The sequence below is a fragment of the Pseudomonas sp. HMSC057H01 genome (genome assembly GCF_001836405.1).
Classification (GTDB): domain Bacteria; phylum Pseudomonadota; class Gammaproteobacteria; order Pseudomonadales; family Pseudomonadaceae; genus Pseudomonas; species Pseudomonas aeruginosa.
This window is the reverse complement of the sequence record NZ_KV828411.1, coordinates 53,193-76,256: the sequence shown is the minus strand read 5'-3', so window position 1 is coordinate 76,256 and position 23,064 is coordinate 53,193. Positions and strand designations below refer to the sequence as shown.

General features: G+C 68.0%; 24 protein-coding genes, 1 tRNA gene and 1 pseudogene. 12 read left to right on the top strand and 14 right to left on the bottom strand.

All coding sequences use genetic code 11. The annotated features are described in order from the left end of the window. Positions 1 to 70: 70 nt before the first annotated feature. The 3 genes from HMPREF2581_RS05565 (at position 71) to HMPREF2581_RS05555 (ending at position 1,808) form a co-directional block, all read left to right on the top strand. Complete coding sequence (locus HMPREF2581_RS05565; protein WP_003102255.1) at positions 71 to 376, top strand: nucleotide pyrophosphohydrolase; 306 nt, start codon at positions 71 to 73, stop codon at positions 374 to 376. Beyond that, a complete protein-coding gene (locus tag HMPREF2581_RS05560) occupies positions 373 to 1,122 on the top strand; it encodes a methyltransferase (protein WP_003111303.1) in 750 nt (249 codons plus the stop codon). Before HMPREF2581_RS05565 ends, HMPREF2581_RS05560 begins: the two co-directional genes overlap by 4 nt. A 65-nt stretch (positions 1,123 to 1,187) precedes the next feature. Further along, a complete protein-coding gene (locus HMPREF2581_RS05555; protein WP_004365399.1) occupies positions 1,188 to 1,808 on the top strand; it encodes a DUF4136 domain-containing protein in 621 nt (206 codons plus the stop codon). Here HMPREF2581_RS05555 and HMPREF2581_RS05550 read toward each other — a convergent pair. Next, complete coding sequence (locus HMPREF2581_RS05550) at positions 1,793 to 2,728, bottom strand: glycerophosphodiester phosphodiesterase family protein (RefSeq protein ID WP_003102260.1); 936 nt, start codon at positions 2,726 to 2,728, stop codon at positions 1,793 to 1,795. The genes HMPREF2581_RS05555 and HMPREF2581_RS05550 overlap by 16 nt on opposite strands. Before the next feature lie 131 nt (positions 2,729 to 2,859). Here HMPREF2581_RS05550 and HMPREF2581_RS05545 point away from each other — a divergent pair, with 131 nt between their 5' ends. The 5 genes from HMPREF2581_RS05545 (at position 2,860) to HMPREF2581_RS05525 (ending at position 5,583) form a co-directional block, all read left to right on the top strand. Beyond that, positions 2,860 to 3,423: a DUF4136 domain-containing protein gene (locus HMPREF2581_RS05545; RefSeq protein WP_003095282.1), complete on the top strand. Its 564-nt coding sequence runs from the start codon at positions 2,860 to 2,862 to the stop codon at positions 3,421 to 3,423. 1 nt (position 3,424) lies between these two features. After that, complete coding sequence (locus tag HMPREF2581_RS05540) at positions 3,425 to 3,907, top strand: GNAT family N-acetyltransferase (RefSeq protein WP_003135262.1); 483 nt, start codon at positions 3,425 to 3,427, stop codon at positions 3,905 to 3,907. Next, the gene (locus HMPREF2581_RS05535) at positions 3,897 to 4,274 is read left to right on the top strand and encodes a DsrE family protein (RefSeq protein ID WP_003095286.1); all 378 of its coding nucleotides are present in this window, start codon (positions 3,897 to 3,899) and stop codon (positions 4,272 to 4,274) included. The genes HMPREF2581_RS05540 and HMPREF2581_RS05535 overlap by 11 nt, the downstream gene beginning before the upstream one ends. Beyond that, positions 4,271 to 4,738: a glycine cleavage system protein H gene (locus HMPREF2581_RS05530; protein WP_003095288.1), complete on the top strand. Its 468-nt coding sequence runs from the start codon at positions 4,271 to 4,273 to the stop codon at positions 4,736 to 4,738. Before HMPREF2581_RS05535 ends, HMPREF2581_RS05530 begins: the two co-directional genes overlap by 4 nt. 116 nt (positions 4,739 to 4,854) lie before the next feature. Beyond that, positions 4,855 to 5,583, top strand: coding sequence for a GrpB family protein (locus HMPREF2581_RS05525; RefSeq protein ID WP_004365400.1), 729 nt, complete (start codon positions 4,855 to 4,857; stop codon positions 5,581 to 5,583). Between the two features lie 22 nt (positions 5,584 to 5,605). Here the strand turns inward: HMPREF2581_RS05525 and HMPREF2581_RS05520 are convergent, their stop codons facing one another. The 3 genes from HMPREF2581_RS05520 to HMPREF2581_RS05510 all read right to left on the bottom strand — a co-directional run bounded on the left by HMPREF2581_RS05520 (position 5,606) and on the right by HMPREF2581_RS05510 (position 7,645). Continuing rightward, complete coding sequence (locus HMPREF2581_RS05520; protein WP_003111407.1) at positions 5,606 to 6,184, bottom strand: P-loop NTPase family protein; 579 nt, start codon at positions 6,182 to 6,184, stop codon at positions 5,606 to 5,608. Beyond that, positions 6,181 to 6,981, bottom strand: a complete 801-nt coding sequence (locus HMPREF2581_RS05515) for a class I SAM-dependent methyltransferase (RefSeq protein WP_003095295.1) — start codon at positions 6,979 to 6,981, stop codon at positions 6,181 to 6,183. The genes HMPREF2581_RS05520 and HMPREF2581_RS05515 overlap by 4 nt, the downstream gene beginning before the upstream one ends. Before the next feature lie 295 nt (positions 6,982 to 7,276). Continuing rightward, the gene (locus tag HMPREF2581_RS05510) at positions 7,277 to 7,645 is read right to left on the bottom strand and encodes a hypothetical protein (RefSeq protein WP_004365401.1); all 369 of its coding nucleotides are present in this window, start codon (positions 7,643 to 7,645) and stop codon (positions 7,277 to 7,279) included. Between the two features lie 166 nt (positions 7,646 to 7,811). Here HMPREF2581_RS05510 and HMPREF2581_RS05505 point away from each other — a divergent pair. The 3 genes and pseudogenes from HMPREF2581_RS05505 to HMPREF2581_RS05495 all read left to right on the top strand — a co-directional run. Next, positions 7,812 to 8,246 (top strand): annotated as a pseudogene (locus tag HMPREF2581_RS05505) (tyrosine-type recombinase/integrase); the annotation flags it as partial. Positions 8,247 to 8,287: 41 nt separating this feature from the next. After that, a complete protein-coding gene (locus HMPREF2581_RS05500; protein ID WP_016254381.1) occupies positions 8,288 to 8,524 on the top strand; it encodes a type II toxin-antitoxin system ParD family antitoxin in 237 nt (78 codons plus the stop codon). After that, on the top strand, positions 8,521 to 8,856 hold the full coding sequence (locus HMPREF2581_RS05495; RefSeq protein ID WP_004365404.1) for a type II toxin-antitoxin system RelE/ParE family toxin: 336 nt from the start codon (positions 8,521 to 8,523) through the stop codon (positions 8,854 to 8,856). Before HMPREF2581_RS05500 ends, HMPREF2581_RS05495 begins: the two co-directional genes overlap by 4 nt. A gap of 92 nt (positions 8,857 to 8,948) precedes the next feature. Here HMPREF2581_RS05495 and HMPREF2581_RS05490 read toward each other — a convergent pair. From HMPREF2581_RS05490 to HMPREF2581_RS05475, 4 genes are all read right to left on the bottom strand, one after another. Then, positions 8,949 to 9,044, bottom strand: a tRNA-Sec gene (locus tag HMPREF2581_RS05490). A 131-nt stretch (positions 9,045 to 9,175) separates the two neighbouring features. After that, positions 9,176 to 9,793 carry a class I SAM-dependent methyltransferase gene (locus tag HMPREF2581_RS05485; RefSeq protein WP_003095305.1) on the bottom strand — a complete coding sequence of 206 codons (618 nt, stop codon included), beginning with the start codon at positions 9,791 to 9,793 and terminating at the stop codon, positions 9,176 to 9,178. 94 nt (positions 9,794 to 9,887) lie between these two features. Next, entirely contained in the window at positions 9,888 to 11,285 is a 1,398-nt protein-coding gene (locus HMPREF2581_RS05480; RefSeq protein ID WP_004365405.1) for an APC family permease, read from the bottom strand. A 48-nt stretch (positions 11,286 to 11,333) separates the two neighbouring features. Further along, positions 11,334 to 12,740, bottom strand: a complete 1,407-nt coding sequence (locus HMPREF2581_RS05475) for an aminotransferase (protein WP_004365406.1) — start codon at positions 12,738 to 12,740, stop codon at positions 11,334 to 11,336. Between the two features lie 281 nt (positions 12,741 to 13,021). Here HMPREF2581_RS05475 and HMPREF2581_RS05470 point away from each other — a divergent pair, with 281 nt between their 5' ends. Continuing rightward, the gene (locus HMPREF2581_RS05470; protein WP_004365407.1) at positions 13,022 to 13,705 is read left to right on the top strand and encodes a response regulator transcription factor; all 684 of its coding nucleotides are present in this window, start codon (positions 13,022 to 13,024) and stop codon (positions 13,703 to 13,705) included. A 3-nt stretch (positions 13,706 to 13,708) separates the two neighbouring features. Here HMPREF2581_RS05470 and selB read toward each other — a convergent pair whose 3' ends face one another. From selB to fdnG, 6 genes are all read right to left on the bottom strand, one after another. After that, on the bottom strand, positions 13,709 to 15,634 hold the full coding sequence (gene selB / locus HMPREF2581_RS05465; protein WP_004365408.1) for a selenocysteine-specific translation elongation factor: 1,926 nt from the start codon (positions 15,632 to 15,634) through the stop codon (positions 13,709 to 13,711). Continuing rightward, a complete protein-coding gene (selA, locus tag HMPREF2581_RS05460) occupies positions 15,631 to 17,037 on the bottom strand; it encodes an L-seryl-tRNA(Sec) selenium transferase (RefSeq protein WP_004365409.1) in 1,407 nt (468 codons plus the stop codon). The genes selB and selA overlap by 4 nt, the downstream gene beginning before the upstream one ends. Before the next feature lie 78 nt (positions 17,038 to 17,115). After that, on the bottom strand, positions 17,116 to 18,045 hold the full coding sequence (fdhE, locus tag HMPREF2581_RS05455; RefSeq protein WP_003116089.1) for a formate dehydrogenase accessory protein FdhE: 930 nt from the start codon (positions 18,043 to 18,045) through the stop codon (positions 17,116 to 17,118). 132 nt (positions 18,046 to 18,177) lie between these two features. Next, a complete protein-coding gene (locus HMPREF2581_RS05450; protein ID WP_003095316.1) occupies positions 18,178 to 18,804 on the bottom strand; it encodes a formate dehydrogenase subunit gamma in 627 nt (208 codons plus the stop codon). 71 nt (positions 18,805 to 18,875) lie between these two features. After that, complete coding sequence (gene fdxH / locus HMPREF2581_RS05445; protein ID WP_004365410.1) at positions 18,876 to 19,805, bottom strand: formate dehydrogenase subunit beta; 930 nt, start codon at positions 19,803 to 19,805, stop codon at positions 18,876 to 18,878. An 8-nt stretch (positions 19,806 to 19,813) separates the two neighbouring features. Continuing rightward, positions 19,814 to 22,894, bottom strand: coding sequence for a formate dehydrogenase-N subunit alpha (gene fdnG / locus HMPREF2581_RS05440; protein WP_010895684.1), 3,081 nt, complete (start codon positions 22,892 to 22,894; stop codon positions 19,814 to 19,816). Between the last annotated feature and the right edge of the window lie 170 nt (positions 22,895 to 23,064).

Below are 23,064 nucleotides of genomic sequence, written 5' to 3'. Positions count from 1 at the left end.
CATGCCTTGAAGCTTCGGGCGCAAAGCCCGAAGCTATGCGGCTGCTTACCGCCACCGCGAAGAATCCCCCATGGACCTGCACGAACTCACCGCGCGCCTGCACGCCATCCGCGACCGCAACGACTGGCGCCAATTCCACAGCCCGAAGAACCTGGCCATGGCCGCCAGCGTCGAGATGGCCGAACTGGTGGAGATCTTCCAGTGGCTGACGGAAGACCAGTCGCGCACGCTGTCGGCCGAGCAGCTCGAACACGCTGGCCAGGAAGTTGGCGACATCGTCCTTTATCTGCTGCTGTTCTGCGGGGAAACCGGCCTCGACCTGGAACAGGTAGTGCGCGCCAAGCTGGCCGACTGCGAACGGCGCTTCCTGCCATGAGCGACCGCCACTTCGACGAACTGGCGACGCGCTTCGCCGAAAAGATCTACGGCGGCGCCAAGGGTGCGATCCGCCTCGCGGTACTCCAGGCCGACCTCGCCGAGGCCCTCCCGGAGCGACCTCTGCGGGTCCTCGACATCGGCGCCGGGCTCGGCCACATGTCGCTCTGGCTGGCCGCTCGCGGCCACCGCGTAACCCTCGCCGAGCCAGCGCAACCCATGCTCGACGGCGCCCGCCAGCGCTTCGCCGAAGCCGGGCAGGCCGCCGAATTCATCCAGGCGCCCTGGCAGGAACTGCTCGGCCAGCTCACCGAGCCCTACGACCTGGTGCTCTGCCACGCCGTGCTCGAGTGGCTGGCCGAACCCCATGCGATCCTGCCGGTGCTGCACCAACTCTGCGCACCCGGCGGCTGGCTGTCGCTGGCCTTCTACAACCGCGACGCGCTGATCTACCGCAACCTGCTCAAGGGCCACTTCCGCAAGCTGCGCAAGGAGCGCTTCGCCGGCGAGGGGCAGAGCCTGACCCCGCAGCGCCCGCTCGACCCGCGCGAGCTGGAACAGGCGCTGGCAGCGCGTTGGCGCATCGAGGCGCGCAGCGGCGTGCGCGTGTTCCACGACTACATGCCGAGCGAGTTCCAGGCCAAGGCCGAACGGCTCGACCTGGTGGAAATGGAACTGGCCTACCGCCGCCACCCGGCCTTTGCCGGGCTTGGCCGCTACCTGCACTGGCTGTGCCGCCCGCAATGAAAGGCGCAGAATGCAGTCTGAGCCTGCAAGGGCCGCCGACGTAGCGCGGCCACGGAGCGTCGAGCATGCAATCGCGACTGTTGATCCTGCCGTTACTCGCCAGCCTGGCCGCCCTCGGCGCCTGCCAGGGCGACAATCCCTACCGCGCCAGCTCCCTGCCCTACCCGCCGCAGCCGGCCGCCGCGGCCAATCCCGGCCTCGATCCCGGCACCTACCCGGCGGCGCCGCGCGACTACGCCCGCTACCGTAGCTGGAGCTGGGCCGCCGCCGGGGTCAGCGGCTTTCCCCAGGGCCTGGACGACAACCAGTTGCGCGACGCCGTCAGCCAGCAGCTCGACCAGCGCGGCCTGCGCCCGGCGCGGCCGGGCAGCGCGGCCGACCTGCAGGTCAGCGCGTTCCTGCGCAACGAACTGCGCACCCGCCAGGTCACCGACTACTACGGCGGCTACTACGGCAACTACGGCGGCTGGCGCGATCCCTGGTACGGCTATGGCGCCAGCTACCCGGTGACCCGCAGCTACACCGTGCAGGTCACCGTGGTCCGCGTCGAGCTGAACGACGCCCGCAGCGGCCAGCCGGTGTGGGGCAACAGCGCCGAGTTCGACTCCGGCGACTCCGTCAGCGAACAGGCCAAGGCCCTGCGCGAAGCGGTGAAACGGGCGCTGTCGAGCTACCCGCCGGGCTGATCGGCGAGCACCCGGCGGCGGATCGCCTCCATCTTCCTGGGCGAGTTGCTCATCACCGCGTCGGCGCCCAGGGCGCGCGCGGTGCGGTAGTCCTCGGCGGTCTCGATGCCGAACATCACCACCTTCACCGGCTCGCGGCGCACGCAGTCCATCGCTTTGCGCGTCCACAACTGCGCCGCCGGCACCTTGTAGGAGGACTCACCAAGGGTGAAGCGCTCGGTCACCGTCAGTTCGCGGCGCAGCTCGATGCCCATCCAGGTGCCGCCGGCCGGCGGTGCCTCGCAGCGCTCGCCGAAGGCCAGGCCGACCAGGCGGTTGCGCGTCGCATCGCGGCTTTCGAACTGTCGCGCGCGGTCCGCGTAGCGCTGCGTCAGGTAGTCGTTGGCGGCCTTCTCGGTGGAATAGAAACGCACCCGCGACCAGGCCTTCTGCCGTTCCAGCTCGCCGGCCACGGCATCGACCAGCGGCTCCACCGGCAGCGACTTCATGTCGAGGAACACCGGCACCTGCGGCGGGATCGCCCGTAGCGCCTGGCGCAGCGTAGGAATCCGCAGCGGCTTCTGGCGGTAGGGATAGCTGCCGTCCTCGGCCTTGAACATATAGCCGGCGTTCAAGCGCGCCAGCTCGGCCAGACTCGACTGGCCGACCGCGCCGGCGCCCTGGGTCAGGACCGCCAGGTCAGCGGGGCGATAGAGCACCGGATGGCCATCGGCGCTCAACTGCACCGACAGCCATAGCGCGTCGGCGCCGTTGTCCAGCGCCTTGCGGATCGCCAGCAGGGTATTCTCCGGGTAGTCCGCGGTGCCGGCGCGATGGGCCACCAGCAGCGGGCCCGGGCCATCCGCCGGTACCACCGAGCGTGCCTCGACGCAGCCGGTCAGCGACAGGCCCAGCAGCAGGATCGCAATACTTCGATTCATTTCATTCTCCCGTCGCGCCCTATAGGGCGGGTGCTCGCCAACGTTACTTGTGGAGACGCTTCAAACCCGCGTTTCCTCTTGCCTTTCATCCGGCGCTGAGCTTGGATGTGAACTCTGACTGGAGAAAAACCATGATCCGCCGAATCCTGCTGCTCGGCCTGCTCCTCAGCCTCGCAGCCTGCGAAACCACCCAGCTCGACCGCGACTTCGACAGCTCCCGCGACTTCGCCGCCTACCGTAGCTGGAGCTGGTCGCAACCCGCCTTCGAATACCGCCCCGACGACCCACGCATCAAGAGCGACCTCACCGAGCAACGCATCCGCGAAGCCGTCGCCCAGCAGCTCGACCAGCGCGGCCTGCGTCCGGCCCAGGGCAACGCCAGGGGCGACGTCACGGTGCGCGCCTACCTGATCGTCGACGATCGCCAGGACCAGATCACCACCAACTACGGCGGCGGTTACTGGGGCGGCTACTGGGGAGGGTACTGGGGCGGCCCGGCGATGGCCGAGACGCGCACCGTGAATTACAAGGTTGCCACCCTCCAGGTCGACCTGTTCGACGGCAAGGACGGCAAGCTGGTCTGGCGCGGCAGCGGCGAGCAGATCATGCGCACCAGCCCGCCGAGCCCGGCCGAGCGCGAGCAGGCGATCCGCGAGACGGTGCAGAAAGTCATGTCGCAATACCCGCCGCGCTGACATGCAGCTCAGCCACCGCCCGGCGGAGACCGGCGACCTGGAGACGGTCGCCGGCTTCCCCCAGGACCGCGACGAACTCTTCTATTGCTACCCCAAGGCGATCTGGCCGTTCAGCGTCGCCCAACTGGCCGCCGCCATCGCCGAACGTCGCGGCAGCACCGTGGCCGTGCACGACGGACAGGTGGTCGGCTTCGCCAACTTCTACCAGTGGCAGCACGGCGACTTCTGCGCCCTCGGCAACATGATGGTGGCGCCCGCCGCGCGCGGCCTGGGCGTGGCCCGCTACCTGATCGGGGTCATGGAAAACCTCGCCCGCGAACAGTACAAAGCGCGCCTGATGAAAATTTCCTGCTTCAACGCCAACGCCGCCGGACTGCTGCTCTATACCCAGCTCGGCTACCAGCCGCGCGCCATCGCCGAACGCCACGATCCGGACGGCCGGCGCGTGGCGCTGATCCAGATGGACAAGCCCCTTGAACCCTGACACCCACGCCCAGCGCGTCCTCATCATCGTCTCCAGCGGCCCGAGCACCCCGGCCCGCTGCGCCGCGCCCTTCCACACCGCCACCCTGCTGGCCTGCATGGACGCCGAGGTGACCCTGTTCCTCAGCGGCGAAGGCGTGCAGTTGGCCCGCCGCGCCGTCGCCGACCAGTTGCGCGCGCTGGACGGCGGCGAGCCGCTGCGCCACTTCATCCGCCAGGCCCGCGAGGCCGGCGCGCGCCTGCTGATGTGCCGCCAACCCGGGGTGAACATCGACGAAAGCGAACTGATCGAGGAACTCGACGAAATCTCCAGCGGCGGCGAACTGGCACGGCTGATCCTCGAATCCGAGCGGGTGCTGACCCTATGAGCGCGAACCTGCACGGCCTGGAATTCCCCGACGGGCTGTTCTACGCCCCGGACTACAACCTGTGGCTGCGCGAGGAAGTCGACGGCAGCCTGACCCTGGGCCTGAGCGCCTACGGCTGCGCGTTGTATGGCGAAATCTTCGCCTTCACCCCCAAGCGCGACGGCTGGCACATCGAACGCGACCGCAGCTTCGGCGTGGTCGAGTTCGCCAAGGCTGCCTCCTCGGCCCGCAGCCCGTTGGCCGGGACCCTGCTGGCGAGCAACCCGGCGGTGGTCAAGCGCCCGGCGCTGATCAACCGGGATTGCTACGGCGAGGGCTGGATGGTGCGGCTGCAACCGGACGACTGGGCCTCGGCGCGGGGAGCGTTTCTCCAGGGAGACGCGGCGCGGGAGGCATTCGCCGAGCGCATGCGCCTGGATGGGTTCGATCCGCAGCATCCAGGGGTGCAGGCGCTGGACTTCTGAGACTCCCGGGTTTTACCCGCACCCCGCTCGCGGAAGGCGGATAACGCCGCTGGCGTTATTCGCCCTACCCCAGCTCCCCATCGCCGCCAATCTCCCGCATATCCCCGGAGTCCGCCATGTCCTCACCCCAACCGCCCCGCTTCGACGGCCAACGCTGGAGCAACGCCGACGACGACCGCATCGAGGTGCTGCCCGCCGACCCCGCCTGGCCACAACGCTTCGCCGCCGAAGCCGAGGCCATCCGCACGGCACTGGCGCTGCCCGGGCTGGGCATCGAGCATGTCGGCAGCACCGCGGTGCCCGGGCTCGACGCCAAGCCGATCATCGACATCCTCCTGCTGCCGCCGCCCGGCCACGATCCGCAGCGGCTGGTAGCCCCGCTGGAGGGCCTCGGCTACCAGTTCTGGCGCGAGAACCCGAACACCCAGCGGATGTTCTTCGTCAAAGGCATGCCGCCCTTCGGCCATGGCCGCACCCACCATGTCCATGTCATGCCCCTGGCCCAGGCCGACCGCTACCTGCTGTTCCGCGACTGGCTGCGCAACCACCCCGACGACGCCCACCTCTACGCCGAAACCAAGCACGCCCTGGCCCGCCGCTACCCCACCGACCGCGAGGCCTATACCCGTGGCAAGGACGAGGTCGTCGCAAGGATTCTCGGCCGGGCGCTGGCGGCGACGCGGCACCCAATGATACAGAGTGGCCTGGTAAGGGGAGAACGCGAAATGCACGCCAGGGAACTGCGTGAAACGCTGGTCGCCGGCGCGGAATCGACGCCAGGCGGCCCCGCCGATACAGCCTATTTCGAGTTGCTGCGCAGCCGGGTAAGCAAGCCCCAGGACTGAGGCGGATAGCGTGCTTCGCTCACTACTGCGACTGTGCGAGCACGGCTTCCACCAACCTCTCGATCACCTCCCCCACCCTCCCCGGCTCGCCAACCTCCACCCAGCGCAAATGCGCGAACCGCGGATCCTCGCGCAGGCCGGTGTATTTGCGGCGGTTGCCTGCGAAGGTGGTCCATGACCAGAGCAGGATCGAATCCCTGGAGCAGAACGCCATCCGCAGCGATTCACGGTTGCCGTGGGACAGGCGGGTGCGCAGCAGGCCCCGGGCCAGGGTGCGGCGAAGGACCCGGGAGAACACCGTCCAGCGCCCGAAATTCAGCCATACCACATGGGTGGCGCGGCCCCAGAGCAACTCGCGGACGGCGCTGTAGTTGCCGTCGGCGACCCAGCGCGGCGCCGTCGTCGCCCGCTCCACTGCGTGCTCGAAGCGTTCGTGGGGCACGGCTTGCCAGCCGGGGCCCCAGTAGAGTCGGTCGAGTTCGACATGCGTACAACCCAGCCTGGCGGCCAGCGCGGCGGAGAAGGTCGACTTCCCGGCCCCGCTGGTGCCGACCACCACCACACGCAGCGGCGCGCCTCGCCCGGCCTCGACGCAGGTCATGCCTTGACCGCGACCAGCGTGTAGCACATCGGGATCGCCAGCGGTCCGTCCTCGTAGAGGTCGTAGAGTTCCTCGCGGTTCGAGTGCGGGTACTCCTTGAAGTGACTCAGGCGCAGGCCGGCGCCGAGCAGCCCGCCGAGGATGTCGCCGAGCGGGTGGACGTACCAGTAGCTGGCGATGCCGGTATCGCTGCCGCTGCCTTCGTAGACGATGGCCTCCCGGGATACGTGGGGCGTGTCGGTGAAGTAGTCGTTGCGCAGTTCGAACGGTCGCTCCGACTCGGGTTCGAGCATCTCCAGGAACGGGTGGGTCTCATAGATCGCCAATTGCCCGCCCGGCTTCAGCAGGCCGCTCACCGAGGCGAAGAAGCGCGCGATGTCGGGCATCCAGTTGAGCACACCGATGGTGATCAGCAGCAGGTCGAACTGACCGTTCAGCTCGGCCGGCAGCTCGTAGGCATTGGCTTCGACGAAACGCGGCTGATGCGGCGAGCGCTCGGCCAGTTGCCGCGCCTGGGCGAGGAAGGCGGCGGACTGGTCGATCCCCACCGCCCGCGCGACGCCGAAGGCGTACAGCGAAAGCACTTCCCGGCCGTTGTTGCAGCCGACCTGGACCGCCGCCTTGCCGGCCAGGTCCAGATTGCGCAGCACGCCAGCCAGGGTCTCGTCCAGGCAACTGAAGCCGGTTTCCTGTACCGCCAGCGACAATTCCTGCCAGCCGCTGCCACGCAGGTGACTGTCGGCGGACGCGTCCCAGGCGCGTCGGTTGCTTTCCACCGCGTGTTCAAGATCCGTCATGCGAAAACCTCAGAAGTGTTCCCAGGAAGGCCAGCCGAGTCGCGAACCCGCAGCCCACTCAATCGCGGAATTGCAGCCCGATATGGGCTCGGCAGTCGCGTCGTTCCAGGCTGCCTTCCTGGAAAGCGCCGCAGGCGCGGTTTCTCAGAGGCAGCGTCTGTTCCACCACGGTCACCCGCACCTCGTTCGCCGGTTGGCGCTGCTCGGCGGGTCGCGGCGCCTGACGCCGGCCGTTCAGGTTGTCGGCCCCGCCTGGCGGGATGCGCCGGCGCGTCGCGGCGATCCGCCTGCATGCTCAATAGAGACCGGTGGCGCTGCCTCGCTCGAACAGCGGCACCTGGTTGGCCAGGATCATGTTGTAGCTGAGCATGAACGGCACCCCGCCGCCGCTTTCGGCGATCTGGCTTACCCAGCCGATGGGGTTGTTGAACAGCGATTCGTCGGGGCTGAGCACGCCGACGGCGGCGCTGTCCGGGTCGCCGTCCCAGATCACGTCGCCCCAGTGCCAGCCGAGGCCACGCACGTACTGCGCGCCGATCAGCGCGCCGAGGGCGAAGACCGCCTCGTCGTCGAGGCTGCGCCCCTGCTCCCTCGCATCGCGCACGTAGTCGGTGATGGCGGCGACGATCTGCGCCGGCGTCTCGTCCGCGGCGACGCCAAGCAAGGCGAGCCCCTGTGCCTGCAAGTCCGCCAGTTGCTGTTGCAGGTCCGTTGAAAGCGGATTGATCTCGGCCATCCCTGTTCTCCCGAGGCAAGGGTGCGCACCCGTTCGTCGGGCGCGCCATGAAGCGCGTTATCTTACGGCTTCGCGGCGATGAAAGCGCCCCCCAGCCAAACGTAGCGAGGCGCAAGGGCTGACCCTGGATCGGGTCCGGGATGGTGCAGTGCAATTCGTCAACACGAAGTCAAAGCATCGTCGCTCGGTCCCGATACCTCCAGAACTGGAACAACGCCTGCACTCGCACCTGCGCCGCTACGGCAAGTTCTCCAACTGCCGCGACAGCTTCGACTTCGCCGTGAAAATGTCCGGTGTCGCCCTCCCTCGTGGGCAGAAATCGCATGTGCTCCGCCACACGTTCGCCTCGCACTTCATGATGAACGGCGGCAACATCCTGACCCGGCAAAAGATTCTCGGGCACTCGTCGCTGACCTTGACCATGCGGTATGCGCACCTCGCCCCGGACTTCCTGCAAGAGGTGATCAGACTCGGCCCGCTGAAAGACTTTCGTCACCTGCTCGATACCGGGAAGGATCACGAGTGCTAGTATGCTTTGGCAAATTTTGCCATTCCAGAGAGACTGGTCCCATGAGCACGATGAACATTTCCCTGCCGGATACGCTCAAGAACTTCGTCGATGAGCAGGTCAGCCAGCGTGGTTACGGCACCAGCAGCGAGTACGTGCGCGAGCTGATTCGCAAGGATCAGGACCGTCAGCGTCTGCGGGGCCTGCTGATCGCCGGCGCGGAGTCGGTGCCTGCGGGACCTGCCGACGGTGACTACTTCGAATCGCTTCGCACACGGGTCCGTAAGGCTCGGGGATGAAGGCGAAGCCCGTCATACCACGCGTACTCGCCAATCAGGACGTTGAAGCGGCTGTCGATTACTACCTCAGCGAAGATGCCGAACAGGCTGCTCTGGGGTTCATCGATGCCCTGGAAAAGGCATACGCCCATATTGCCCGTCACCCTGCCAGCGGCTCATCCCGCTACGCCCATGAGCTGGATTTGCCGGGGCTGCATTGCTGGCCACTCAAGCGCTATCCCTACCTGGTTTTCTACGTCGAGCGCGACGACCACATCGATGTGTGGCGCGTACTCCACGGCATGAACGATATCCCGTCCTGGATGCAGGCTGGCGAGAGCGCACCGCACTGAAAGTCCTTCGACACTTTTTCGACACTGAGTGTTTTGAGAGACTGGGGGATTTTCTGGAAGCCTAGAGCCGCAAGGGCTACAGGCTGGAGAATTGGCGGAAGGCAGTGGGAGTCGAACCCACCCAGGAACGGCTGCCGTCCCCCACCGGATTTGAAGTCCGGCCACGCCACCGGGCGTGATTGCCTTCCTCTTTGATTTGCAAGAGGTTTTCCTCGAGACGGGAGCTTATCAGGCCGGGGTCCGAAGAAGAAATGCCGGATGTCATGGAAAGTCGTTCGCATGGCCGGGCGAGCAGAGCGTAGCCCAGCCTCGGAGCACTTCACAGGCGTTTCAGGCAATGGCAGTAGACGAAGTGCTGGACCCGGCCGGCGGGAGTGACGTGGTGTTCGTCGCGGTGCTCGGTGAGCTGGAAGGCGGAGCCGAACTCGGCGTGCAGTTCGTCGGCGTCGTAGCGCATGACCGGCAGGCCGCTGCATTCGGTCGGACCGTCGGCGGCGAAGGTGGCGACGATCACGTGGCCGCCGTGGCGGACCGCCTTCATCACCTGGCGCACATAGGCGCGGCGGGCTTCGGCAGTGGTAAGGAAGTGGAACACGGCGCGGTCGTGCCAGACATCGTAGGTGGCTTCCGGCAGGTCGACGCCGGTGATGTCGCCGGCGATCCAGCGCACCTCTTCGCCGCGCGCGCCGAGGCGGTTGCGGGCGACGCGCAGGGCGGCGTCGGAAAGGTCGAGCACCGTCAGGTCGCCGAAGCCTTCGGCGAGCAGGCCGTCGACCAGGGTCGAGGCGCCGCCGCCGACGTCGATGATCGCCGCCTCGCGGGGCGCGCCGATGCGTCGGATCAGGTCGAGGGACAGCGTGGCCTCGGCCTGGAACCAGCTCACCGCGTCGGACGGCTTGCTCTCGTATACCCGTTGCCAGTGCTCTCGTTCGGACATGACGACCTTCTCCGTGTTGCGCTGCGACCCATTACCCACCAAGGGCGTTAACGGCACATTAACGCCATAGGCGCTGTTGCGACAGGGCCGCTCCTCAACCGTAGGCACCGCGCAGCGACATCACGCCGCGCCTTCGCGCCGCCTGGCGGATCAGCAGTTCGCCCACGGCCAGGGCCAGCGCCACGCCGCCGACGATCTTGCCGGCGTAGGCCCAGTCCATCGGCGCGCCTGGGGTGACGACGAACAGGCCGATGCCGGCCAGCACATGCAGCGCGACGAACAGCGCCCAGAGACTGGCCAGGCGGTCGCCCAGCGGCATCCGGTAGGGCCGTGGACGCGGGTCAGCGCGGCGCAGGCGGACGAAGGCCAGGCACATCAGCACGTAGGGCATCATGAAAACCATGGCGAAGATCGACAGCAGGGTCCAGAACAGTTCCTCGGCAGTGTGCGCCACCAGGCCGTAGAGCAGCAGCAGGACGATGCTCACCGCCGAGGCCAACACCGCCGAGCCGATCGGCGTGCCGTGGCGCGAATGGACCACGCCGAACAGCGCCGGCAGCTCGCCGGCCTTGGCCGCTTCCACCGCGGCACGGTTGGTGCCCATGCTCCAGGTGACCATGTTGGTGAAGAGGGTGAACAGGACGAAGGCGCCGACCAGGTCGGCGAGCATCCCGCCGGCGCCGTCGTGGCCGTAGATGTTGTAGAGGGTGTGGGCGAAGATCCGGGTGACGTCGGTATCCTCGGCCGGTACCGCGGCCAGCACGCCGAGGGTGCCGAAGATGTTGAAGGCGCCGACGATCAGCCCGGAGATCAGCACCGCGCGCGGGATATCGCGGCGCGCGTTGCGCATCTCCGCGGCGCTGCAACAGGCCAGCTCGGTCCCCATGATGCCGTAGACCATCACTCCCAGCGCGGCCATCTGGCCCGGCGAGGACGGGACGATGGAGTCCAGGCTGAAGTCGTTGGCGAAGCCATGGTTCCAGCCGTAGTGCAGGCCGCCGACGCCCAGGGCGAGCACCGCGAGCAGCTTGAGCAGCGCGCCGAGGTTCGGCAGCCACTTGCCCAGGCGCAGCGCGACCACGTTGAACGCCGCGGTGAGCAGCGCCAGGGCGATGCCGATGGCGATCTTGCCCCAGAGGCTCAGCTCGGGGAAATAGAAGGCGCCGAGCATGCTGCCGAACAAGGTGTAGACCGAAGGCATCCACAGTGCGTTGTTGACCCAGTACATCCATGACACCCGGGCCCCCCAGCGGAAGCCGAAGGCGCTACGCACCCAGTGGTAGACGCCGCCGTTGGCGGGGAAGGCGGTGCCCAGCTCGGAGGTCATCATGGCCATCGGCAGGAACAGCAGGAGCAGAACGTAGAGCCACCAGAACAGGCTCGACGGACCGAGGGAGGAAGCCAGGGCGATCTGGTCCATGAAGAGCATCGCCGAGACCGTGTAGAGCACCACATCGCGCAACCGCAGGACCTTGTTCTTGTTGTCGTCCATTGGGGTTCTCCTGAATGTTCGGGTGGGGCGCCGGCGGCGCCCCGGCGCTTACCGGTGACCGGCGCGGACAAGGTCCTCCACGGTTTCCTCGATGCTCTCGCGCAGCACCCGGACCACGGTATCGACCTGTTCGCGGGTGAGGATCAGCGGCGGCGACATCACGTTCAGGTGGACGATCGGACGAACCAGCAGGCCGCGCTTCTGCGCCCGCAGGTGGACCCACTCGCCGATGTTCAGGCTTTCCGGGAACAGCGCCTTGCTCGCCTTGTCGGCGACGAACTCGACACAGGCCATGAAGCGCATCCCGCGCACGTCGCCGACGATGGGCAGGTCGCGGAGGCTTTGCAGGCGCTCCTCGAAGTAGCGGCCGACCTCGTCGGCGTGGGCGAGCAGGCCCTCGCGCTCGATGATCTCGATGTTCTTCAGCGCCGCCGCGCAGGCCACCGGGTGGCCGGAGTAGGTGAAACCATGGCTGAAGCAGCGTCCCTTGTCCGGCTCGGCGATCACCTCCCAGATGCGCCGGGAGAAGATGCACGCGCCCAGCGGCTGGTAGCCGGAGGTGAGGCCCTTGGCGGTGAGGATGATGTCCGGCTGTACGCCGAACACCGCCTGGCTGGCGAAGAAGTGGCCGAGGCGGCCGAAGGAGGTCACCACTTCGTCGGAGATGTACAGCACGTCGTAGCGCTGGCACAGCTTCCACATCCGCCGGTGGTAGCCCGCGGGCGGGACGATCACGCCGCCGGAGCCGAACACCGGTTCGGAGATGAACGCCCCCACCCGGTCGGCGCCCAGTTCGAGGATCTTGCGTTCGAACTCCTCCACCAGGCCATCGAGGAACTCGGCCTCGCCCACTCCTTCCGGAGCGCGGTAGTAGTAGGGACAGGCGAGGTGGTGGATGCGCTCGTCGAGGAAGTCGAACTCGGCCGGCCGGTCGGCGCTCTTGCCGCCCAGCGACATGCCGAGGAAGGTCGAGCCGTGGTAGGCGTTGATCCGCGTGATGACGTGCTTCTTGGCGCGCTTGCCGCGGCAGTTCTGGTAGTAGTGCATGAGGCGGATCGCGGTGTCCACGGCGGTGGAACCGCCGGTGGTGAGGAACACGTGGTCGAGGTCGCCGGGGGCCAGCTCGGCGAGCTTGCGGCAGAGTTCGATGGCGCGCGGGTTGGCCATGTCGCAGAAGGGATTGGAATAGGCCAGCAGGCGGGTCTGCTCGGCCACGGTGCGAGCCATTTCCTCGCGCCCCAGGCCGATGTTGGTGCACCACATGCCGCCCACCGCGTCGAGGTAGCGGTTGCCGGCGGTGTCGTAGATATAGGCGCCGTCGCCGGCGGCGATGTTCAGCGAGCCGTTGACGCGGTGGTCGTCGAACACGTGGTAGCCGTGCATGTAGTGGGCCTGGTCGGCACGGACCAGGTCGGCGTCGCCGAGGGGGGACGTGGCGTGCAGTCTTGCGTTCATCGGGCTGTCGCTCTTCTCGGATGGATGCTCCGAGGGTGCAAGAGCACCGCGCGGCGGGCCATACCCCATTTTGGGGTAAGCGCTGGGTGCGGCCGACGCGGCTTGCTATCCTGCGGCGATAACGACAAGAACGAGCCGTACCGTCCATGCAGGCCATCGCCCCGAACGCCCTCGACCGCTGGCACGAACACCTGGCGCTGGCGATCCGGCGCCTGCGCCAACCCGACTTCCTCGCCGCGCTGGTCGACGCCATCCACCAACTGGTGCCGATCGAGTCGAGCATGATCAGCCTGGAACGCAAGGGCCACGCGCCCACCCTGCTCTACGAGCGCGGCATCGCCGAGCGCTTCCGCGAGGCGATCATCCGCCGCTACTTCTCCCGCGGCTACCTGCTCGACCCTTTCTGCCTGGCGGTGGAGGAAGGCCTTCCGGAAGGCTTCTACACCCTCGGCGAGATCGCCCCCGACGACTTCTTCCAGAGCGCCTACTACCAGACCTACTACCTCGGCGCCGGAGCGGTGGAGGACGTCTACTACATCCTCGACCTCGGCCCCACCGAGAAGCTCTCGATCTGTCTCTACAACGGCCTTTCGGCGAGCCGCTACAGCGACGCCCAGGTCGCCGCCCTCGCCGGCCTGGCGCCGCCGGTGCTGGAGCTGGCCCGGCAGTTCTGCGCCGGCCGCGCCAACCTCTCGCCGAACCCGCAGGCCGACCTCGCCCCGCGCCTTCAGGAAGTGCTGCGCGGCTTCGGTCGCGGCGTGCTCACCGACCGCGAACGCGAGGCCTGCCACCTGCTGCTCAGCGGCCACTCGGCGAAATCCAGCGCGCGGCTGATGGACATCTCCCCGGAGACCGTGCGCATGCACCGGAAGAATCTCTACACCAAGCTGGAAGTCGGCTCGCAGTCGGAACTGTTCGCGCTGTTCATCGAGTGCCTGAGCCAGGGGCAGCGCGTCGCCCCCTGAGACTCAGGGCGAGACGCCGCCGAGCAACTGTTCGGCCAGCGCCGAGCCCTCGCGCAGGCGACGGTCGTTGCCGATGCGGCGGGTCAGGCCGATGCGGTCGAAGTGCTCGAGGATCTGGATGCTGCGCTTGCGGCCGATGCCCAGGCGGTCGCGGAATTCCGCCGGGCGGATCAGCCCGGCGGGGTCGCGGACCTGCACGGCGATCTCGGCCAATTGACGCAGGGTGGCTTCCGGGTAGAACAGGTCGCGCACCACCTGCTGCAACTGGCCCAGGCGCGCCAGCTTGCGCAGCAGGTTGCGCATGGCGGCTTCGTCCTGGCGCAGCTCGCGGGCCAGGTCGCGAACCCAGGGCGGGTCGTAGCGGCCGGCTTCGAGCAGCGGCCAGAGGCGCGCGCGCAGTTGCTCCTCGCTATCGCTCAGGCGCACTTCATGGCCGGGCAGGTGCAGCCAGGGCCCGCTGCTGTGCACGTCGCCGCCGGCCAGGGCGGCCTCGAGCAAGGCGATGAACACCGGCCGCTCCAGCTGCGGCAGGGCGTAGCGACGCAGGCGGTCGCGGTCGGGACCGAGTTCGTCCGGTAGCTCTTCGTGGAAGCGCCGCAGGCCGGCGAGCAGTTGCTCGACCAGGGCGAACCAGCGCTCCCCGGCGAACAACCGGGGGCCGAGGCGGGTCTGCACCTCGACCACCTCTTCCGGCAGCCGCCAGTGCTCGCGCGGGCGGTTGAAGGATTGCACCAGGCGTTGCGGGTCGAGGCCGTTCTCGGCCGCGCCGAGCAAGGTCGGCAGCGCCTCCTCCAGGCTTTCCTGGCGCAGCGCCTGGAGCTGTGCCAGACGTGCCGGCGTTCGTCGGTTGCGCGCCGGCGCGGCGCCGTCGAGCACCCGCCCGCCGCCAAGGGTGCGCTGCGCCGACTGGTCGCGCAGCACCAGGCGGTCGCCGTGCAGGGCCTGGATCGGCGCGTTCAGCACCAGTTGGGCGAAGGCGCGGTGGCCAGGCTCCAGTTGTTCGCCTTCGAGCAGGGCCAGGCGCCCGGTGACGTCCTGGGTGCCCAGGTGCAGGTGCACCGGGGTCCAGTGGGTGAAGTCGCGAAGTTCGTCGGGCAACAGGCGGAAGTCGATGTCGACCCGCGTGGTCGGCGCGTGCAGCGCTGCCTGCAGCAGCCAGTCGCCGCGCTGGATCTGTTCCAGCGCGAGGCGCTCGCCGGCGATGTTCAGGGCCACGCGCTGGCCGGCCCAGGCCTGTTGCGCGGGCCGGTTCTGCGCGTGCAGGCCGCGCACCCGCACCGGCCGTCCGGCGTTGCCGAGGAGCAGTTCGTCGCCCACCGCGACCTGTCCGGAGAAGGCCGTGCCGGTGACCACGATGCCGCTGCCGGCGACGCTGAAGGCCCGGTCCACCGCCAGGCGGAAGTATCCCTCGCGGCTACGCTCGCGGACTTCGCCGGCGAGCCCGCCGAGTGCTTCGCGCAACGCCGCGACGCCCTCCCCGGTGCTGCTGGAGAGCGGGAAGATCGGCGAGCGCGCCAGCGGGCCGGAGGCCAGCAGGTGTTCGACCTGGGTCCGCACCTGCTGCACCCGCTGCGGCTCGACCCGGTCGATCTTGGTCAGCGCCACCAGCGCCCGGCGGATACCGAGCAGTTCGACGATCGCCAGGTGCTCGCGGGTCTGCGGCATCAGGCCGTCGTCGGCGGCCACCACCAGCAGCACGCAATCGATGCCGCTGGCGCCGGCCAGCATGTTGTGGACGAAGCGCTCGTGACCGGGCACGTCGATGAAGCCGGTGGGGCTGCCGTCGCCAAGGTCGGCGTAGAGATAGCCCAGGTCGATGGTGATCCCGCGTTGGCGCTCGGCCGGGCGGCGGTCGCCCTCGATGCCGGTGAGGGCGCGCAGCAGCGAGGTCTTGCCGTGGTCGATGTGCCCGGCGGTGCCGACGATCACGACAGCTCGCTCCGCAGTCGCGGCAACTGGGCGAGGAACGCCGGCTCGTCGTCGAGCTGGCGCAGGTCGAGCCAGAGGGCGTCGTCGTCGAGCCGACCGATCACCGGCAGCGGCAGCCCGCGCAGGGCTTCCTCGAGGTTGCGCAGGGCGCGTCCGCGCAGGCGCCTGGGCTGCCGCGGACGCAGGCACAGCGCGGCGCTGGCCAGCCGCGCCACCGGCTGCGCGCCGCTGCCGATCATGCCCAGGGCGTCGACCACGGCGACCTCCCAGCCCTCGCCGAGCGCCTCGCCCAGCGCCGGCGCCAGACGCTCGGCCTGGGCGCGGATCTCCGCCGCCGGGCGGCTGAGCAGGCGCAGGGTGGTCAGGCGTTCGGCGAGGCGGTCCGGATCGCGGTACAGGCCGAGCACCGCCTCGAGAGCGGCGAGGGTCAGCTTGTCGACGCGCAGGGCGCGCTTGAGCGGGTTCTTCTTGATCCGCCCGATCAGTTCGCGGTTGCCGAGGATCAGCCCGGCCTGGGGCCCGCCGAGCAATTTGTCGCCGCTGAAGGTAACGATGTCGGCGCCGTCGGCCAGGGCTTCCTGCACCGTCGGTTCCTTGGGCAAGCCCCAGCGGGTCAGGTCCACCAGGGTGCCGCTGCCGAGGTCTTCCAGCAGCGGCAGGCCGTGGCCATGGGCGATGGCCGCCAGTTGCGCGGTGGGCACGCTGGCGGTGAAGCCCTGGACGCTGTAGTTGCTGGTGTGCACGCGCATCAGCAGGCCGCTGCGCGGGCCGATGGCGGCTTCGTAGTCCCTGGCGTGGGTGCGGTTGGTGGTGCCCACCTCATGCAAGCGCACGCCGGCGCGGGCCATGATGTCGGGAATGCGGAAGGCGCCGCCGATCTCGATCAGCTCGCCGCGCGAGATGATCCCTTCCTTGCGCGCCCCCAGGCTGTTCAGCGCCAGCAGCACCGCCGCCGCGTTGTTGTTGACCACGGTGACCGCCTCGGCGCCGGTGAGTTCGCGGATCAGCCCGGCGATCAGGTCGTCGCGGTCGCCGCGCTTGCCGCTGGCCAGGTCGAACTCCAGGTTCAGCGGGTAGCGCGCGGCCAGGGTGATCGCCTCGATGGCTTCGTCCGGCAGCAGGGCGCGGCCGAGGTTGGTATGCAACACCGTGCCGGTCAGGTTGAACACCCGCCGCACGCGGCTGGCATGCTGCGCGGCGAGGCGTTCGCCGGCGCGCCCGGCGAGCACCGCCTCGCTCAGTTCGATCTCGGCGAGGGCACCGTGTCGGGCCGGCTCGCGCAGTTCGTCGAGCAGGTCGCGGAGGGTCGCCAGCAACGCCTCGCGGCCATAGCGCTGGTGCAGGGGAGCGGCCGCCGCGCTGCGCAGCAGGCGGTCGACCGAAGGCAAGCGAACGGAACTCATGGAGAAACCTTATCCACAGGGTAGGGTCACCGACACGCCCATCATAGACGCGTCGGCGCATGCCCGCAGCGTCTTCGGCTATTCGCCGCCGGGGGCCAGCAACAGGTTCGGCGAACGCCGCAGGTAGCCGTCCTCGGCCAGGCGCATGTCCAGCGCCAGGCTGGCCAGGTCGTCGGCAAGGGCATCGGCGTGGCGGTCGAACTCCAGGTAGAACTGCTTCAGGTAGCCCTGGCAACTGGGGCAGGTCTCGGCGCGCAGCACGGCTTTTTCCGCCGGCTGCCCGTCATGCTCCAGGGACAGGTAGGCCAGGTGCTTGCTTTCCTCGCAGTGGCTGCACTTGATTCGCACGTAGTGCCATTCGCAGGCGCACAGCGAGCAGCTCAGGTAGCGCAGGCCGGTTTCCTTGCCGCCCTGGCGGATCATCCCGGCCATCGGCGGCGAGCCGCAGGCGGGGCACAGGGTCCGGCTCTCGGTCTCGACCACCGCGCCCTCCTCCAGTCCCAGCAGCCAATGGCTCCAGGCTACCTGCAGGGCGGCGCCGAGGAACGGCACCAGGGCCGCCGGCAGGAGGTCGAACTGACCGCTGAGCAAGGCGATGGCCCAGGCCTTGCGCTGGCCTTCGTCGGCTTCGCGCAATTGTTCGAGTGCCGCGCCGACGGCGGCGTTGGCCGGTGCCGGGTAGCCCGCGAGCAGGGCATCCAGCCAGGGCAGCCAGGCGCCTTCGCGCACCAGCAGGTCGTAGGCCAGCGGCGGCATGCCGTGCTCGCGGCTCTTGCGCAGGCGCTCGGGGTCGAGCGGGGCCAGGGCCGGCGGGTTGTCCAGCAGCGCCTGCTGGAGCCGGCAGAGACCGGCGACCAGCCGCAGGTAGTCGCCCATCGGGTGCCCCTCGGCCAGTTGCAGCAGACGCTCGCCGCGGCGGGCGAACAGGTCGCGCGACGGCTGGTGCAGGTGCGGGGGAATGTTGGCGGCGGCTTCGATCTGCCCCGGCTGAAGAATGGTGCGTGACACGGGAACTCCTCGGGTCTGCGCCGGCGGGCCGGTGGGCCGCGCCGCAACGATCGGGCGCCCGGAGGGGCGCGGAATGAATGCAAAGGCCCCATCGCTGGGGCCTCCGGTCGGGCGATGGCGACACTATACGCGTCAGTGCTCCTCGCCCTTGCCGACTTCCTTCAGCCAGCCGTTATGGTGCTTGCGCGCCCAGGCGCGGCTGACCTTGCCGTAGAGCATCGCGCCCATCGAGCCCTTGACCCAGATGCCGGCGTAGATATGCACGATGATGCTGGCGATCAGGACGAAGGCGGCGAAGGCGTGCAGGAGCGCCGACAGGCGGATCGCCTCGATGCCGAACCAGGCGCTGAAGTACTGGCGCCAGATCACGATGCCGGTGACCAGCAGGGTCAGCATGCTCAGCAGCAGCACCCAGAACAGCAGCTTCTGCCCGGCGTTGTAGCGGCCGACTTCCGGGAGGTTCTCCTCGCGGTTGCTGACCACGTCGCGCCACTGCTTGAGCCACTGGATATCGCTCTTCTGCACCCGGTTGTGGTGAGCGAAGCGCACCACCAGGCCGAGGAAGAAGACGAACATCGCCAGCCCCAGGAAGGGGTGCAGGATACGCGTCCAGGGACCGCCGCCGAACAGGTTGGTCAGCCAGAACAGCGCCGGGTGGAACAGCGCCAGCCCGGACAGCCCGGCCATGAAGAACAGGATCGCCACGGCCCAGTGGTTGCTGCGCTCGTTGGCGTTGTAGCGCTGGATTTCATTTTTCATTTCCGACTCCTCGAGAGCGCCGCCGCTGCCGCCGGGTCGCGGAGGACCGCCGGCAACGCCCGCGCGCAGGCTCAACGACGCTCGTGCGGGTCAAAGGTGTGTACCGACGGATCGACCTGGTGCACCGGTGCCTCGGCTTGCCCGTGGTCTTCCTCGTCGTCCGCGCGGTTGGGACCGACGCGCACATAGTGGAAGAACCCGGCGAGCACCGTGGCGCCCATGGCCAGCAGCGCCAGCGGCTTGGTCACGCCCTTCCACAGGCTGACCAGCGGGCTGACGCTCGGCTGGTCGGCCAGGCCGGCATAGAGCGACGGCTTGTCGGCGTGGTGCAGCACGTACATCACGTGGGTGCCGCCCACCCCTTCGGGGTCGTACAGGCCGGCGTTCTCGTAACCGCGGCTCTTCAGGTCGACGATGCGTTCGGCGGCGTGTTCCTTCATGTCCTCCTTGCTGCCGAAGACGATGGCGCCGGTCGGGCAGGTCTTCACGCAGGCCGGCTCCATGCCCACCGAGACGCGGTCGGAACACAGGCTGCACTTGTAGGCCTTGTGGTCCTTCTGCGAGATCCGTGGGATGTCGAACGGGCAACCGGTGATGCAGTAGCCGCAACCGATGCACTTGTCCTGGTTGAAGTCGACGATGCCGTTGGCGTACTTCACGATCGCCCCCGGGCTCGGGCAGGCCTTCAGGCAGCCTGGCTCAGCGCAGTGCATGCAGCCGTCCTTGCGGATCAGCCACTCGAGGTTGCCGGCCTCGTTCTCGTACTCGGTGAAACGCATCACCGTCCACGAGTCGGCCGTCAGGTCCATGGGGTTGTCGTAGGTGCCGTGGTTGTGGCCGACCTCGTCGCGCAGCTCGTTCCATTCCGAGCAGGCGACCTGGCAGGCCTTGCAACCGATGCACTTGGACACGTCGATCAGTTTCGCCACTTCCTCCTGGTTCCGCACCGAGGGCATCGGCGTGGTGGTCGCGGAGCGGGCGTGGATGTCCTGACTACTCATGTTTCACCTCACGCCTTTTCCACGTTGACCAGGAACGACTTGAACTCCGGCGTCTGGGTATTCCCGTCGCCCACGAAGGGGGTCAGGGTGTTGGCCAGGAAGCCGTTGCGCGCCATGCCGGCGAAGCCCCAGTGGATCGGGATGCCGACGTGGTGCACGGTCTTGCCGTCCACCTGCAGCGGGCGGATGCGCTTGGTCACCACCGCCACCGCCTTGATGTAGCCGCGGTTGGAGGAGACCTTGACCTTGTCGCCGGCATTGATGCCCAGCTCCTTGGCCAGCGCCTCGCCGATCTCGACGAACTGCTCGGGCTGGGTGATCGCATTCAGCCGGCAGTGCTTGGTCCAGTAGTGGAAGTGCTCGGTGAGCCGGTAGGTGGTCGCTGCGTAGGGGAACTCGTCGGCCGTGCCGAACAGTTCCATGTCGTTCTTGAACACCCGTGCCGCCGGGTTGCTGATCGCCTTGCGGTTGTCGCGGTGCAAGGGGTTCACCCCGATCGGCGTCTCGAACGGCTCGTAGTGCTCGGGGAACGGGCCTTCGGCCATCTTGTCGACGGCGAACAGGCGGGCCACCCCTTCGGGGTTCATGATGAACGGGTTCATCCCGGCTTCCGGCGGTACGTCGGCCTTGTAGTCGGGCACGTCGGTGCCGCCCCAGGACTTGCCGTTCCACCACACCAGGCGCTTCTTCTCCGGGTCCCACGGCTTGCCGCTGACGTCGGCCGAGGCGCGGTTGTAGAGAATCCGCCGGTTCGCCGGCCAGGCCCAGGCCCAGCCGAGGGTCTGGCCCATGCCGTAGGGGTCGCTGTTGTCGCGGCGGCCCATCTGGTTGCCCTGCTGGGTCCAGGAGCCGGCGAAGATCCAGCAGCCGCTCGCCGTGCTGCCGTCGTCGCGCAGCAGGGCGAAGCCCGGCAACTGCTCGCCGGCCTTGGCCAGGATCATGCCGTTGGCCGGGTCGACCAGGTCGCTCAGGGCCTTGCCGTTGAACTCCCGGGCCAGTTCGTCCGGGCCCGGTTCGTCGGGCTTGAGGTAGGACCAGTCGAGGCCGAGGATCGGGTCGGGGAAGGCCCCGCCGTCCTTGCGGTACATCTCGCGCAGGCGGTGGAACAGCCCGGCCATGATGGCGATGTCCGGACGCGCCTGGCCCGGCGGCTCGGCGCCCTTCCAGTGCCACTGCAACCAGCGGCCGCTGTTGACGATCGAGCCGTCTTCCTCGGCGAAGCAGGAGGTGGGCAGGCGGAACACCGTGGTCTTGATGCTGGCGGTGTCGACGTCGTTGTACTCGCCGACGTTGCGCCAGAACTCCGAGGTCTCGGTCACCAGCGGGTCCATCACCACCATCCACTTCAGGCGCGCCAGCGCAGCGCCGACCTTGGCCTTGTTAGGGAACGAGGCGATGGGGTTGAAGCCCTGGCAGAAGTATCCGTTGACCTTGCCCTGGTACATCATGTCGAAGTAGCGCAGCACGTCGTAGCCGGCGCCCGGCATGTCGAGCTTGGGCAGCCAGTCGTAGCACCAGTTGTTTTCCTTGGTCGCCGACTTGCCGAACCAGGCCTTCATCAGGCTGACATGGAACTTGCCGTAGTTCTGCCAGTAGGACAGTTGTCCCGGGCGCAGCGGCTTGGCCGTGCGCTTGGCGATGTAGGCGTCGTAGTCCTGCTCGGCGTCCATCGCCAGGGTCAGGTAGCCCGGCAGCGAGTTGGACAGCAGGCCGAGGTCGGTCAGGCCCTGGATGTTGGAGTGGCCGCGCAGGGCGTTCATGCCGCCGCCGGGCATGCCGATGTTGCCCAGCAGCAGCTGGACCATCGCGCCGGTGCGGATCATCTGCGCGCCTACCGAGTGCTGGGTCCAGCCCAGGGCGTACATGATGGTCATGACCTTGCCCGGCTTGGAGGTCTCGGCGATTTCCGCCCAGACCTTGAGCATCATGTCCTTCGGCGTACCGCAGATGTTGCTCACCACGTCCGGGGTGTAGCGGCTGTAGTGCTGCTTGAGCAGGTTGAACACGCAGCGCGGGTGAGTCAGGGTCGGGTCGACCTTGGCATAGCCGTCCTCACCGATCTCGTAGCCCCAGGAGGACTTGTCCGGGTAGGTCCGCTTCTCGGCGTCGTAGCCGTTGAACAGGCCGTCCTCGAAGCTGAAGCCTTCCTTCACGATGAACGAGACATCGGTGTAGTTGCGCACGTATTCGTGCTGGATCTTGTCGTTTTCCAGCAGGTAGTTGATCAGGCCGCCGAGGAAGGCGATGTCGGTGCCGGTCCGGATCGGCGCGTAGTAGTCGGCGACCGAGGCGGAACGGGTGAAACGCGGATCGACCACCAGCAGCCGCGCCTTGTTGTGCGCCTTGGCTTCGGTGACCCATTTGAATCCGCACGGGTGGGCTTCGGCGGCGTTGCCGCCCATGATCAGCACCAGATCGGCATTCTTGATGTCGGTCCAGTGGTTGGTCATGGCTCCACGGCCAAACGTCGGGGCAAGACTTGCCACCGTCGGGCCGTGTCAGACACGCGCCTGGTTGTCGAATCCCAGGATGCCGAGGGAGCGCATCACCTTGTGGGTGATGTAGCCGGCCTCGTTGGACGAGGCGGACGCGGCGAGGAAGCCGGTGGTCAACCAGCGGTTGACGGTCTGGCCCTGCTCGTTCTTCTCGACGAAGTTGGCATCGCGGTCTTCCTTCATCAGCTTGGCGATGCGCTCGAGGGCTTCGTCCCACTCGATGCGCTTCCACTCGCTGGAGCCGGCCTCGCGCACTTCCGGATACTTCAGGCGGTTCGGGCTGTGGATGTAGTCCAGCAGGCCGGCGCCTTTCGGGCAGAGGGTGCCGCGGTTGACCGGATGGTCGGCGTCGCCCTCGATATGGATGATGTTCTGCGCGACGTTCTTGGCGCCGTCGCCCTGGCTGTACATGATCAGGCCGCAACCGACCGAACAGTAGGTACAGGTGTTGCGGGTCTCGACCGTGTGCGCCAGCTTGAAGTGGCGGACCTGGTCGGCGAAGGCCTCCGTGGGGGCCATCCCGAGCGCCGCAAGGCTCGATCCTCCAAGGCCTATACCGCAGACCTTGAAGAATTGCCGACGGTTCATATCCATCGTGCATCTCCTGCATCAGGCAAAGGACACCCGGGACATGGCCGGATGTCTCTGGTTAAAAGATAGCCAGCCTGGCGAGGTACGCCAGCCGGGCATGGCTACGGGGCAGCGAACCCTACACGAACGCTGGGTTTTTCTGCCTTGACCGGAGTCATTACACGGCGGCGCAA